Below are 13,319 nucleotides of genomic sequence, written 5' to 3'. Positions count from 1 at the left end.
TTCCTACTCTCCGCGGTCCGGGAAGACATCGATGATAAAGTTGCCGGCGTCGTCGAACCAGCCGTTCTGTGCCGGACGGATCACGATCACCGTGTTCGGGAACTCGACCAGCGCCGGGCCGGCGATCGTCCCGTCCACCCGGGCGCCCGCGCGCTCCTGCATTCTCAGCACCGGGGTGTCGGCGAAGCCCCCGGTCTCCTCCCAGTAGACCGGGCGCGAGGACCAGGTGGGCTCGACCGTCTCGCATCCTCGGCTGCTCGGGCCGGCGTGCCGCGCCCAGACGCCCCGGGCCCGCAGTTGCAGACCGGTGATCTGAACGCCGCTCGCGCGCGACCCGGAGTTGTGCCCGAACCGCTCCTCGTACACCGCCGTGAAGTCCCGGTCGATCTGGTCGACGTCCGCCTCCGACCGGATCGCGCCCTGCACCGGGACCTCGACGTCGAAGATCTGCATGGTGTGCTTCATCCGGACGGCGCGGGCGACCGAGATCTGCTCGGGTGCGAAGCCGTACGCGGCGAGCCTGGCACGCGCCTTGCCCTCGAGCGCCGCGAAGCGCTTCTCCAGCTCGTTCGGCCCTGTGGGGAGCCGCAGCGACACCGGCTCGAAGTACATGTGCACGATGTCGAGGTTCGCCGCGCCACCGGCGGACCAGACCGGCGCGAGCTCCGGGGACGGCACGATCACGCGTCGGACACCCGAGCCACGCGCGTACGCGGCCGCGTGTACCGGGCCGCCGCCGCCGAACGCGAGCAGCGCGAAGGTCCGCGGGTCGTGGCCGCGGAACTCGGTGACGCGCCGGATGAGGTCCGCCATCTTTGCGTCGACGAGGCGGTTGATGCCGGCGGCGGTCGCATACACGTCCATGCAGAGCTTCGAGCCGACCCGCTCGATCGCGGCCTTGGACAGCTCCGGATCGATCGTCACCGTCCCGTGCAGGAACGAGCCTGGGTCGATGAGCCCGAGCGCGACGTCCGCGTCGGTGACGGTGGGCTCGGTCCCGCCCCGGCCGTAGCACGCGGGGCCCGGATCGGCGCCGGCGCTGCGCGGGCCGACGTTGAGACGCCCGGACTCGTCCAGCCAGGCGATCGACCCACCGCCGGCACCGATCGACTCGATGTCGAGCATAGGCATCGCCATCTCGAACCGGTCGAAGACGATGGAGTCACGCATCAGCGGCTCGCCGCGGCGGATGACGCTCACGTCGAGGGTGGTGCCGCCGACGTCGGTGGTGATGATGTTGGACTCGTCGTGGAGCAGACCGAAGCCCGCCGAGTTCATCACGCCGGAGACCGGCCCGGACTGCATCGTGAGCACCGGGGCCACCTTGGCCTCGTCCGCGTTGATCGCGCCGCCGGCCGACTGCGCGAACAGCACCTGCCCCTGGTAGCCGAGCTCCTGGGCGCGGCTGACGATCGCGTCGACATAGCGGACCATGAGCGGGCCGATGTACGCGTTGAAGACGGCGGTGACGGTCCGTTCGAACTCGCCGACCCGCGAGACCAGGTCCGACCCGCACGTCACGAAGACGTCCGGCGCCAGCTCACGCACGATGTCGGCCAGCCGGCGCTCGTGCTCGGGGTTCTTCACCGACCACAGCAGGCTGATGGCGACGGACTCCACGCCCTTGTCCAGCAGCGCCTGGATCTTCCACCGGGCCTTCTCCTCGTCGAGCGGGACGACGACATCACCGTCGCGGTCCATGCGCTGCTCGATCTCGGCCGTGAAGGCGCGCGTGACGAACGGCGCGGGCTTGCGCCGGGTCGCCACCTCGTCCATGACCATGTCGGCGATGACGCCGGTGGTGCGTCCCGCGCCCTTCATCATCAGCATGACGTCGCCGTGGCCGGCCGTCGTCACGAGGCCGACCTTCGCGCCTGTACGCGAGACGACGGCGTTCACGCCGGTCGTGGTGCCGTGCAGGATCCGCGAGGTGCGGCCAAGCAACTCGGACAACGACAGGCCGAGATTCCTGGCCGCGTCCTCGATCGCGCCGAAGAAGCCGATCGACCGGTCGTGCGGCGTGGTCGGCACCTTTCCGGTGACCACCCGCTCCTCGGACACCACGACGCAGTCGGTGAAGGTGCCGCCGATGTCGACGCCGATGGAGAACGTGGCGGTCATGCGGTCACCTCGGCGGGAGCGGACGGACGGATGGTCGGCATCTCGTTGAGCCAGGGGTCACCCTCGGCCGCCGGCTCGATACTGAGCAGCACGCCGCAGCTCGGACAGCACCACTGGCGCAGCACGAACCGGACCGACGGATCGAAGACCGCCTCGGGGTCCGGATACAGCTCGGGACGAACGGCATGCGGGCTGCTCTCGAGGAGGGCCGCGCCCCGGCGGTAGTTCTCGTCCGCCGGCGCGAGCTGCCGCCCGCAGTCCCCGCAGGCCCACAACGGCCCGTCGGCGGTGTCGGCGAGGTCGATCATCCCGGACACGCGGCGGCGCACCTCCCCCGGCTCGACGTGGCCGGGCCGGGGCGCCACCGGGGCGGCCGCGGCGGCGAGCCGTTCCCGCCGCCGGCGTGCCCGCAGGTCGGCGGTGGCCCGCTGATCGATCCGGCCGTCGACGAGGACGACGGCGTAGGAGGCCTCCGCCGCTTCGGCGGTCACGCTGCCCCGCTCGACATCGGTCTCGACGAAGGAGGGGTTGCGGGTCAGCGGGTCGCCGTAGCCGCCCGAGCTCGTCTGGCCGAGCACCAGAATCATGTCGTCGCCGCAGATGAAGTAGTCCTGGGAGGTCAGGCGCTCGAACGGGCCGACCAGCGACTCGAGCTCCCGCCGGCTCGCCGGCAGCCGCCCGTCGGCCAGGGCGGCGAGGATACCGCTGGCGGTCTTGGCTTCCCAGGCGCCCGGGAAACCCGGCAGGCCACCCGCGAGTCCTGGCACGGCGTTGATCGACGGGTCGTTACCGACGGGCTGCGCCATCCAGACCCGCGCCTTGTGGGCGATCTGCGCGACCTCGATACTGTTGCCCCCACGGAAACAGCCGGGCCCGCCGCTGTCGGCCCGCTCGCGGCGGTAGAGGTACAGCATCGGCGCGGAGGCCTCGATCTCCTCCACGTTGCCCCCACCGCTGCTCGGCGAGAACCACGCTCCCGCGACGTCCTCGCCATCGTCGAAGGGCGACGCCCCGGTGCTGCCCATCAGGACGTCCCAGAAGTTCGCGTACGAGGCGGAGCCGTCCAGCCCCTGGCCGGAGGGCACGATCGTCGAGCCCTGTCCCACCGACGCGGCCCGGACACGGGCGCGCAGGTCGTCGGAACCGGTCATCAGGAGCCGCGAGAGCACGTTGCGGCTCAGGTGCATGCCAGCGACGGTGAACAGCTGCGTCGACACGGCGCCCGGGTGCGTGGCCACCGAGAGCGTGCCCGCGTCTGGCTCGAACCGCATCTGGTTCAGCACGCCGGCCGGGCAGTACAGCTGGTCCCAAGCGAGCAGCATCGACGCGGCGACGACCGCGCCGGAACGGAAGGTCGCGTACGTGCCGTTCACGCCCTTCGGCAGCTGCGGGTCACTGCCCCGGGTGCCGAAGACCAGCAGGTCGCCTTCCTTGCGGATCGTCCGCGACAGCCGGTGCAGCCGGGCGAAGTCACCGGGGATGCCCATGCGCCAGGTCTCGGCGATTTCGCCGTCCGGCACCGTCTCCAGGCGCCGCGCCACCGCCGCGGCGGTGTCGGCGACCATGCGCCGCATCGCTCCCTTGACGACGCGCGGCCCGTACTCGTCGAGAAGCTCGCGGATCCGCCGTGTCGCCGCGTCGATGCCGGCGAGCTGACCGCGCAGCTGCAGCTCTACCTGGGCGCCCGCGCGGCTGTGCCGCACGAAGAGGCCGAGGATGTCCCCGCGTACCTCACCGCCGTCGACGAGCTTCACGACCGGCCACGGCTGGGCCTCCTGGTACATGTCCGTGGCGTTCGGGCACCACGACCCGGGCTCCGCCCCGCCCACGTCCGCCTGGTGGGCGCCCGAGTACACCCAGGCGAAGAGGCGTCCGTCATGGAAGACCGGCGCGAACACGGCGACGTCGTTCTGGTGTGTGACCCCGATGTACGGGTCGTTGTGCAGGAACACGTCACCGGCGTGGATCCCGGGATTCCCGGCGCGGTGCTGCAGCGTCCATTTGACGCCAAGGTCCGCGAGGCCGACGAAGTACACCATTGACGGCCCGCAGAGTATAGTGTCACCGTTCTCGGCGTGTATGGATGTCGAGAAATCGTCGAGATAGCAGACGTACGGCGCGCCCGACACCCGTTTTATGGCGTCGGAGTGCGCGAGGTTCACATTCCAGAGCCGATACCGGAGAACCTGGTAGGTGACCGGGTCGATATCGGTGTCGAACTCGGCGTCGAACAGCAGGTCCGACGGGGTCTGAATGGATACCGGCGGCACCCACGGTAAGCGCGAGCCATCCCAGGGCCCCTGCGCCCGGGTCGCCGCGCTGATCTCGTCTTCACGGAGCTGTCCATCAGGAGTCACATGACCTAACGGGCCTTCGGCAGCTGTCATCGGCTCCCCGTTCCTCAACGTCCGGCCGTACATCCGCATCGCGGACCTGCCGCCCCTGGATTTGCACCTCGAAGGACCTGCCCTCGGACGAACAGGTGCATCCTGGACACAGGATTCCCCCGGAGGCTAACATCGCACACCGGTGTAGTCAAGAACACACTCGGAGGGCGCATGTCCGATTTTCACGACCCCCGCGACGCCTGCAACGCCTGCAACGCAACGGATTTCGACCCGATGGACGAATCACTGGCGCGCGACTTCTGGCCGACCCTCGACGGGCTGCTGGGATCCTGCCCGGTGATCCACAGCGACGTACAGGGAGGATTCTGGGCGGTCCTCGGCTACGAAGAGGTCTGGAAGGCGGCACACAGTACACATTTCACTACTGAGTACGGAACGCGTCTGATGCCTTCGCCACCGGGGACTCCCGCGCTCTTACCCATGAACGCCTCGGGTGAGCTGCACCGGGACCTGCGCAGGCTCATCGACCCGTGCTTCTCCCCGCGCGCGGTCGCCGCGCTCGCGCCGCAGATCAGGGCGAAGGCGAGCACGCTGTTGGACCGCATCGAGCCGGGCGGCGGATGCGAATGGATGGAGGAGTTTGCCATCCCCTTTCCTGGCCGGATGTTCTTCGAAGTGGCACTCGGCGCAGACCCGGACGAGCGCGACCGCGTCGCGCGGTACGCGGAGGCGATCATCTTCCACCCCGAGAAGGTGCGCAACGCCCTCGCGGATTTCATCGCCTGGGCCGGCGAGTTCGCCGCGCACCGCAGAAGCTCCGGGGCACGGCGCGGAGACGTCGTGGACGCGCTGCTGGACGGCACTGTCCAGAGGCGCGCGCTCACCGACGACGAGATCGCTCGAACCTTGGTCACGGTCGTGCTCGGGAGCATGGAAACCACCACCGTCGCACTGGGCAACATGCTGGTCCGGCTCGCCCGTGAACCGGAGCTGGTCTCGCGGCTCCGTGACACACCCGAACTGGTCCCGACGGCCGTCGACGAGCTTCTCCGGCTCGAGGCGCCCGTGCCGGCGATCGCCCGGACGGCACTGTGCGACTCACCGGCGGGGCAGACGGAAATCCCGGAGGGTGACCGGCTGCTCGTCTATTACGGCGCCGCCAACCGCGATCCGCGGGTCTTCGCGGCGCCGACGGAGTTCGATCTCGACCGCGGCGCCGAGGTACGCAAGCACGTCGCATTCGGCATCGGCCCGCACCGGTGCCCGGGGGCGCACCTCGCGCGTCTCGACCTGCAGATCGTGATGACGGAGATCGTCACGCGGTGGGACGACATCCGTCTCGCGAACCCCGAGGTGACCTACCGGCACGGCGTCTCTCACGGGCCCGCGACTCTTCGGATCGAGTTCGCCAGTCGCGGCGTCCCCCGTTGAGATGGTGAGGGCGGGTGCGCCAAAGCGGCCGCGCCCGCCCCCAGCACCTCCCGACGGTCAGGCCTGGTGCGCCGCGTAGTCGACCGACAGGGTCACGCCGCTGACATACGACGACTCGTCCGAGACAAGCCACACGACGGCGTTCGCGAGCTCCCGCGGCTCACCGAGGCGGCCGGACGGCATCGCGTCGGACCAGTGCTTGATCAGCTCCGGCCCGCGGCTCTCCATCAGCGGCGTGAGGAACGCCCCGGGCGCCACGACGTTGATCCTGATGCCGTCGCGGACGTAGTCGAGCGCCGCCGCCCGGCTCAGGCCGATCACACCGTGCTTCGCCGCGCCGTACGCCGCCGTGCCCGCCACGCCCCGGACACCGGCGAGCGAGGCGATGTTCACGATCGAACCGCCGCCGTTCTCCCGCATGTGGATGACCGCGGCCCGCGTGCCGAGGTACGCCCCGCGCAGGTTCACGGCGACCTGGTCATCGAAGGTGGCGATGTCGGTCTCGTGCAGCTTCGTGACACCGTGCCCGTAGCCCGCGTTGTTGACGGCGTAGTTCAGCCCACCGAAGGTGTCGACGGTGGTCCGGATGAGCCGGTCGACGTCGTCGGCGACGCGCACGTCCGTCTCGACGAACGCCACCCGCGCGCCCTGTTCCTTGAGCTCGGCCGCGACCAGGTCGCCGCGTTCCTTGTTCACGTCGGCGATGACGACCGCCGCCCCGTCCGCCGCCAGGCGACGCACCGTCGCCTCCCCCAGACCGGACGCCCCACCGGTGACATAACCGATCTTGTTCTCGAGCATCCATCCACCTTTCCGCCACCATTGAACCAGGATGCAGGATACAGTTTTGCTGTGTTCTGTGTCACCCGTTTCGGTAGCTGACGGCAGGAGAGGTACTGGCCCACCGGCCCCAGGCTGTCGGCTGGTCGGACAGTGACCATGCGAGAACGGCGCCCCGGGCCAGCTCCTGGAACCAGATCACCGCCTCGCGGCGGCGATCGGTAGCCATGATCAGGCCCGCTGGTAGCGCCGACAGTCCGCTGCGCCCCCGGGCCGGAGCCAGGGGGCGCAGCAAGGTCAGTCGAACACGAGGTCGAGCCGGCTCAGCCCGCGTACGGCCGAGTAGTGCGACACCGGTGGGTTCGCGGGGTCGAGGTGGTACTCGGGAATCCGGGCGTGCCACACCTCGAAGGCGATCGACAGGATCCGGCGCGCCAGGTGCATACCGAGGCAGCGGTGCGGGCCGACGCCGAAGGCGAGCTGGTTGCCGGGGGCGCGAGCGAGGTCCACCTCGTCCGGAGATGCGAAGACGTCCGGGTCGAGCCCGCTCATTCCCCAGGAGAGCAGGACCATGTCGCCCTCGTGCAGCGTCACCCCATGGAGCTGCACGTCCCGGGTGACGACGCGGGCGGTCGACAGCACCGGCTCGTGCCGCAGCAGCTCCTCGATCAGAGCCGGCGTCTTCGACGGGTCGGCGAGGACGGCACGGCGCGTCTCCGGGTTGCGCGCGAGCCAGGCCCAGCTCAGGCCGAGGGCGGACGTCGTCGTGTCGAGGCTCGCCATCATCGTGACCAGGCTCGTGTTGGTCATCTCCGCCATGGTCAGCGGCCGCCCGTCGTACGTGGCACGCAGGAGGTGGCTGATGACGTCACGAGCGTCCGGATCGTCGTCGCGCCGGCGCTGTTCGATCACCTCCGCGAAGAAGTCCCGCAGCGGCTCCGCCGCGGCGATGACCTCCTCATCGGAACGGGCGTTCGGCAGCGCCTCGCGGACGAACCAGTCCTTGAACGCCAGCAGCTCCGGTAGGCGGTCCCGGCCGATCCCGTAGTCGATCAGGAAGGCCTCCCCCGGCAGGGCGACCGCGAAGTCCCTGATGAACTCGCAGCCGTCCCGGCCGGCCAGGTTGTCGGCCAGCTCGGTCGCCGCCTGGCGGATGGCGGGCGTGAAGTGGTTGACCGTGGCGGGCTTGAACGTGTCGACGATCGCCTGGCGCCACTTGCGGTGGACCTCGCCGTCCAGACCCAGCGGAATCTCGCGCTCGTCCGCCGCGAAGGTCGAGCGATAGGGGATGAGCATCTCCCGGCTGGCGAAGATCTCGGGGTTGCGTGCGGCCCAGGCGATGTCCTCGTGCCGGGTCAGGATCCAGAAGCCGCCGTGCTGCTCGGAGCGCAGCACGGGCCCCACCTCCTGGATTTCCTTCCAGTACGTGATCGGATCCTGCTGGAGCCATGGCGCGTACAGACTGAAGCCCTTGATGCGCTCCTCGGTGGTTGGCGGCGCCGTGAGCGCCATTCCGGCTGGCTGATCCGCCATGGTCCGTCTCTCCTTGCTGGCCAAACCGGCCATGTCTGCGTCTGGGTTTTGATATCGGGATGGCATGGGTTCCCGGCCGGCCGGCCGGGCGAGGACCGAGTCAGTCCTGGAGAAGAATCGCCCGCTCCGGGCATCCCTGCGCCGCGAGCCGGGCCAAGGGCTCCAGCGCCGCGGGGACGTCACCGTCGCGCGCGGCGGCGTAGCCGTCGTCCTCGTTCACGTCGAACAGTTCGGGCGCGTTCATCGCGCACAGCGTGTGTCCCTGGCAACGAGCCTTGTCAATCTGGGCCTGCATGGATCACCTCGCCTTCCTGGCGTCTTCCGGCCGCGGCGACGCCCGGCCATGGCCACGGCTGTCGGTCTGCCGGGGCCGGGCGACGCCGGCCCCGGCAGGCCGCATCGTTCTTTTGCTTACTTCCCCTGCTCGCCAACGGGTGGCCGCGGAAGCATGATGGTCTTGCTCTCGGTGTAGGCGTCCAACCCTTCGGCGCCCCATTCCCGGCCGATACCCGACTGCTTGAAGCCCCCAAACGGCGCCGTCGTGTCGTAAGAGAAACCATTGACGTTGAACGTGCCGGTGCGAACGCTCCGCGCTATGTCGACGCCCTTCTCGACGTCCGAGGTCCACACGGCGCCGCACAGGCCGTACGGCGAGTCGTTGGCGATCGCGACCGCCTCGGCCACGCCGTCATACGGAATGACGCACAGGACGGGGCCGAAGATCTCTTCGCGGGCTACGGTCATGCTGTTGTCGACGTCGGCGAGGACGGTCGGCTCGACGTACCAGCCCGTGGGCAGCGCCGCGGGCCGGCCACCGCCGGACACGACCCGAGCTCCCGCCGCGCGTCCCGCCGCGATATAGCCCTCGACCCGTGCCCGCGCGACCTCGGTGACGAGCGGGCCGATGACCGTCGACTCGTCGAAGGGGTCACCGACCGGCAGCATCGCGGCACCGGCCGCGAGCGCTTCGACGACCTCGTCATACCGGCTGCGCGGAGCGAGCACGCGGGTGAGCGCGATGCACGCCTCGCCGTTGTTCAGCATGCCGCCTTGCAGCGAGAGAGGAATCGCGGCCGCGAGGTCAGCGTCCTCGCAGATGATGTTCGCCGACTTTCCGCCCAGCTCGAGGGTCACCCGTTTGACCTGGTCACCGCACAGGCTCATGATCCGGCGGCCCGCCGCGGTGCTGCCCGTAAAGCTGATCTTGTCGACGCCGGGGTGGGTCACGACGCGTTCGCTCACTTCGCGGTCGGCGGCCACGATGTTGACGACGCCGGGCGGGAGGCCGGCCTCGTCGCAGGCCTCCGCCAGGAAGTAGGAGTCGAGCGGGGTCTGCGGCGCGGCCTTCACGACGGTGGTGCAGCCCACGAGCAGCGCCGGCGCGAGCTTGCCGAGCAGCAGCCCCAGCGGCGCGTTCCAGGGGATGATCAGGCCGGCGACGCCGACCGGCTCGCGCCGCACGACCAGGCCCCCGAAGGCCCCCTGCCGGCGCTGCTCCGGCGCGAACAGCCCGTCGGCCATCGCCGCGTACTGCTCCAGGAGTGCTGTGGACACCTGCGCGACCCGACTGAACGCGATCGGCGCGCCCATCTCGGCCGTGATGAGCTGGGCGATGGCCTCCCGGCGTTTGCCGATGCCCTGGGCGACGCGGAGCATGACCTCGGCCCGCTCGGCGACCGGCATCCGCGGCCACGGCCCGTCGTCGAACGCGGCCCGCGCGGCCGCGACCGCGGCGTCGACGTCCTCGACCGAGGCCGCGGGGGCGCGGCCGATCACCTGCTCGGTGGCCGGCGAGACCACCTCGAGCCAGCCCTTGCCGCGCGGCGCGACGTAGGCACCACCGATATATAAGGCGTCGTGGTCGGCGTTCCCGGTCACGGGATCACCACCGGCTTGACGACCGCGCCGCTGGCGGAGTCGGCCAGGGCCTTCTCGATGTCCGCGAGCGGGTAGGTCTGGACGATCTTCTCCATGGGGAGCTGGCCGCGCCGGTACATGTCGACCAGCCTCGGGATGAAGACCCGGGGGTTCGACAGCCCCATGATCGCGCCGACGAGGGTCCGACCGGACAGCACAGACCGGGAGTCCAGCGCGTACTCGGTACCGTGGGGCGCGGCGCCAACGAGGACCGTCCTGCCGCTGCCGTGTGTTGATTCGAACGCCGACCGCAGCGCGCGGGGAGATCCGCTCGCCTCCACGGCGGCGTCGACACCGGTGGGGAGCAGTGCGCGCACGAGTTCGGGCAGAGGTCCCGCCGAGGCGTCGATGACGTCGGTGGCGCCAAACGTCCGCGCGGCGTCGAACCGATCCGGGTTCATGTCGGCGGCGAGGACGCGCGAGCAGCCGGAGGCCGCGGCCGCCGCGACGGCCGCGAGGCCGACCGCGCCGAGCCCGACAATCAGCGCGGTGGATCCCGGTGCGGGCTTGAGCACGTTGAGGACGGCGCCGGCGCCCGTCTGGATGCCACAGCCGAACGAGCCGACGAGGTGCAGCGGGATGTCCTCGGGAACCTTGACGACGAAACGGTCCCTGGACAGCGCGTGGCTCGCGAACGAGGACTGCGCCACGAAGTTGCCATGGATGTCGCCGGCGTCGTCGTGCAGGGTGGAGCTGCCGTCCGGACGGCAGCCGCTGTTGTTCAGCCGTGAGGCGTTGGGGCACCAGGCGGGCATCCCCGACAGGCAGGACGGGCACGCGCCACAGGACGCGTTGCTCATCACCACATGGTCGCCGACCGCGAGTGAGGTGACGCCGGCCCCGACCGCGGCCACGCGGCCCGCGCCCTCGTGGCCCAGGACGGAGGGCACCGGGAACGGCCAGTGCCCCTGCTTGAACGAGATGTCGGTGTGACAGACGCCAGTGCCGGCGATCTCGACGAGAACCTCCCCTGGCCCAGGATCGTCGAGTGTGACCGACTCAATCGAGAACGGTTGCCCGACGGCACGGAGAACGGCCGCAGTGATCTTCATCGTCCACCTCTCGGCAGTGACCTCTGTCACGGTGATCCAGATGGTAATTCAGACGACAATCGTCCGCAAGTGGCCGACGGCGTTCATGAGCAGGGGTACGCTGGCCGGAACATGGTCACCTCGGAAGCGCGTCCCGGCCGGCCCCGCGACCCGGCCGTCGACGGGCGCATCTTCGACGCGGCGCTGACCGTCTACGCCGAGCGCGGCTGGTCCGGATTCAGCTTCGAGGTCGTCGCGCGGGTCGCCGGCGTCGGCAAGAACGCGCTCTACATCCGTTGGCGGACACGAGAGGATCTCCTGGTGTCCGCGCTCGAACGGTTCATCATCGCCGTCCAGGACATCGATCGAGGCTCGGTCCGAGAGGACCTGCGACACGTGTTCGCCTCGATGATCGAGACCTTCGCCGGCCCGGCGGACCTGGCACCGCTCCGCGTGCTCCTCGAGGCCCAGGCCGCGCCGGAGCTGTTCACCCGGTTCGCCACGGTCGCCGTCAGCAGGCTGGTCGCGGTGCGAGCGGCCATCGAGCGCGGCGTCGCCCGCGGCGAGCTACGGCCCGACACGGACGTCGTCCTGCTGGCCGACCTGATCGGCGGAGCCGTGATCAGCCGATCGCTGACCGCGCCGTTCGACCCAGCCGGATCGCCCGTGACGGACCCGGCGGCGTTCGTGGACCGGGTGCTCGACCACGTGCTGTCCTCGTCGCGGCGGTAACCCGGCCGGAACTCACCCGGCGCGCTGGTCGACGGCGCGCGTCCTCCCCCAGAGCCCGTCATCAGCGTCACAGCGCGGGCATGACCTCGGCCGCGAACCACTGGATCGTCTCGACATACCGAGCGGCGTTTTCCCATGGGAATGACAGCCCGAACTCCGTCACTCCGGCCTCCCGATACGTGGCCATCACCTCGATGGTCCGCTCGGCGTCCGAGCGCGACACCGAATGCTTCTGTGCCCTGACCAGGTCGGCCTTGTGAGAAGCCGCCGCCTTCGTGATCGTGGCGTTGCCGCCCAGGATGCTCACCCGGGTGAACACCCGGAGGTCGTCCGAACGTCCGACAGCGGCCAGGCCCTCCCGGATGCGGACCAGGCCAGCCCGGACCGACTCGGCGCTGGCCATCATCGGAGCCCAGCCGGCGCCGAACTCGACGACCCGGCGGAAGGCGTTCTCGTTGTGCCCGCCGATCAGCAGCGGCGCGTGCGGCTTCTGGACGCAGGTTGGCGCGAACAGCAGGTCACCGAACGACACGAACTCGCCGTCATAGGCCGGTTCCGGCTCCGTCCACAGCACGCGCATGGCCCGCAGGTAGTCGTCGGTCCGCCGGCCCCGCTCCCGGTAGGGCACCCGCAGCGCCTCGAACTCCTCGCGCATCCAGCCGACGCCCACGGTCACGTCCACCCGGCCGTTCGAGATCCAGTCCAGGGTCGCGACGCCCTGCGCGTGGTGCAGGGGGTGTCGATAGGGGATGACCAGCGCGCTGAGCATGATCCGCATACCGCGGGTCGCACGCGCCAGGACTGCGCCGAAGGCAAAGTTGTCCACCCAGAACGCCGACGGCCGGCTGGGCGCGCCAGGACCGGTCGGCACGATCAGGTGCTCGGGCAGGCCGACGCCGTAGAAGCCCAGCTTCTCCGCCTCGGCCACGGTGCCGACGATCTCGTCGAGCGAGGACCAGGCCTCCAGGGGATACAGCGACAACGAACATTTCATCGGCACGCGACCTCGTCGTGTACGGCGTGGTTGGCGAGCGGCACCGAGACCACCGGCACCGCGGGGATCATCGCCCATGTACCGAACTCCAGGAGCCTCCAGATAGGATCTCGGATCCAGGATCCTTGACGAAGTGACTGCCCCCACACTAGCCTCACCAAACTAGATCCCCCGCATGCCGCAGACGCCCCGCCTGGCCAGGCCGAGCTCCAGCGCGCGGCCCCGCACGCGATCCATGGACACGAGGTTCCAACTGTGGACGGTTCCGCCCGGCTCTTACCCGCCAGCCTCGGCCTGGGCGGCGGCTACACCCCTCCCTCGCCGAGCACCGTCCCGTCGGCCTCGCGCCGGTCACTGATGGACTATCGGATGACGCACGTCGGACGGCGCCGAAGCCACGGCACCGAACGAGGCCGAGGCCGGTCGAGAAGG

Annotated in this window: 10 protein-coding genes; 2 read left to right on the top strand and 8 right to left on the bottom strand. The window is 70.1% G+C overall.

The annotated features are described in order from the left end of the window. Positions 1–3: 3 nt before the first annotated feature. Together AC6EXY_RS10320 and AC6EXY_RS10315 are read right to left on the bottom strand one after the other, a co-directional pair. Positions 4–2,121, bottom strand: coding sequence for a hydantoinase/oxoprolinase family protein (locus AC6EXY_RS10320; RefSeq protein WP_101829531.1), 2,118 nt, complete (start codon positions 2,119–2,121; stop codon positions 4–6). Then, positions 2,118–4,391 carry a hydantoinase B/oxoprolinase family protein gene (locus AC6EXY_RS10315; protein WP_499817285.1) on the bottom strand — a complete coding sequence of 758 codons (2,274 nt, stop codon included), beginning with the start codon at positions 4,389–4,391 and terminating at the stop codon, positions 2,118–2,120. Before AC6EXY_RS10315 ends, AC6EXY_RS10320 begins: the two co-directional genes overlap by 4 nt. 288 nt (positions 4,392–4,679) lie before the next feature. Between AC6EXY_RS10315 and AC6EXY_RS10310 the strand changes: the two genes are divergently transcribed. Beyond that, on the top strand, positions 4,680–5,900 hold the full coding sequence (locus tag AC6EXY_RS10310; RefSeq protein ID WP_499817286.1) for a cytochrome P450: 1,221 nt from the start codon (positions 4,680–4,682) through the stop codon (positions 5,898–5,900). A 57-nt stretch (positions 5,901–5,957) separates the two neighbouring features. On the opposite strand, the gene AC6EXY_RS10305 is transcribed toward AC6EXY_RS10310, so the two are convergent. From AC6EXY_RS10305 to AC6EXY_RS10285, 5 genes are all read right to left on the bottom strand, one after another. Then, on the bottom strand, positions 5,958–6,701 hold the full coding sequence (locus AC6EXY_RS10305) for an SDR family NAD(P)-dependent oxidoreductase (protein WP_101829528.1): 744 nt from the start codon (positions 6,699–6,701) through the stop codon (positions 5,958–5,960). A gap of 276 nt (positions 6,702–6,977) precedes the next feature. After that, a complete protein-coding gene (locus tag AC6EXY_RS10300; RefSeq protein WP_101829527.1) occupies positions 6,978–8,213 on the bottom strand; it encodes a cytochrome P450 in 1,236 nt (411 codons plus the stop codon). Between the two features lie 100 nt (positions 8,214–8,313). Then, positions 8,314–8,508, bottom strand: coding sequence for a ferredoxin (locus AC6EXY_RS10295; protein WP_101829526.1), 195 nt, complete (start codon positions 8,506–8,508; stop codon positions 8,314–8,316). Between the two features lie 116 nt (positions 8,509–8,624). Continuing rightward, complete coding sequence (locus AC6EXY_RS10290; protein WP_101829525.1) at positions 8,625–10,091, bottom strand: aldehyde dehydrogenase; 1,467 nt, start codon at positions 10,089–10,091, stop codon at positions 8,625–8,627. Continuing rightward, positions 10,088–11,182 (bottom strand): NAD(P)-dependent alcohol dehydrogenase, encoded by a 1,095-nt coding sequence (locus AC6EXY_RS10285; RefSeq protein WP_101829524.1) that lies wholly within the window; start codon positions 11,180–11,182, stop codon positions 10,088–10,090. Before AC6EXY_RS10285 ends, AC6EXY_RS10290 begins: the two co-directional genes overlap by 4 nt. 111 nt (positions 11,183–11,293) lie before the next feature. Here AC6EXY_RS10285 and AC6EXY_RS10280 point away from each other — a divergent pair, with 111 nt between their 5' ends. Beyond that, positions 11,294–11,893 (top strand): TetR/AcrR family transcriptional regulator, encoded by a 600-nt coding sequence (locus AC6EXY_RS10280; protein ID WP_133150518.1) that lies wholly within the window; start codon positions 11,294–11,296, stop codon positions 11,891–11,893. 67 nt (positions 11,894–11,960) lie between these two features. On the opposite strand, the gene AC6EXY_RS10275 is transcribed toward AC6EXY_RS10280, so the two are convergent. Next, positions 11,961–12,887: a TIGR03619 family F420-dependent LLM class oxidoreductase gene (locus AC6EXY_RS10275; protein WP_165818163.1), complete on the bottom strand. Its 927-nt coding sequence runs from the start codon at positions 12,885–12,887 to the stop codon at positions 11,961–11,963. Between the last annotated feature and the right edge of the window lie 432 nt (positions 12,888–13,319).

Source organism: Frankia sp. RB5, from assembly GCF_059816245.1.
The sequence above is the reverse complement of the archived record's forward strand: the minus strand, read 5'-3'. Positions and strand labels throughout refer to the sequence as shown.